Below are 512 nucleotides of genomic sequence, written 5' to 3'. Positions count from 1 at the left end.
TTCTAAACTCCCATAGGATTCTTAATGGCTAAGAAAACAAGAAGAAAAATCCTTACTCCTAAAGTAAAAACTCTACAAACAACTCCTGATTTATCTTTAATACACCCTATACTAGAAGATAATATTGTAATGTGCATACATGGAGGAAGAGTTAATCTAAAAGCTAAAAATGCTAAAAGAATAAAATCAGAGAATGTTCCTATAATGTTAAACAATGAAATACAAGGAGCAAGTATAAGTAATTGTGCTAATCCACCTATGCTAGGAGGACCTTGCACTAAAGTAGCTTTAGTCTTTCCTTATACTTGGACACAACATAAAGTTAATAACAAAAGAGCTGTTTTACAAATGGGTTTAATAGGAATAAGTCTAAAAGGTTATCCTATATTAGTGATTCCTAAAAAGAATAAGATTAAATTCTCTCCACTCAAACTACCATCTAATCCTTCTCCTAAGATAGAATATCAAAGAGAACAATGGGAAGGGATAGGAGAAATAAAGAAGAGTAGTAA

General features: G+C 31.1%; 1 pseudogene. It reads left to right on the top strand.

The annotated features are described in order from the left end of the window. Positions 1-24: 24 nt before the first annotated feature. Positions 25-512 (top strand): annotated as a pseudogene (locus tag LS70_RS09880) (hypothetical protein); the annotation flags it as partial.

The organism is Helicobacter sp. MIT 11-5569, from assembly GCF_000765695.2.
Lineage (GTDB): Bacteria > Campylobacterota > Campylobacteria > Campylobacterales > Helicobacteraceae > Helicobacter_D.
The sequence above is the reverse complement of the archived record's forward strand: the minus strand, read 5'-3'. Positions and strand labels throughout refer to the sequence as shown.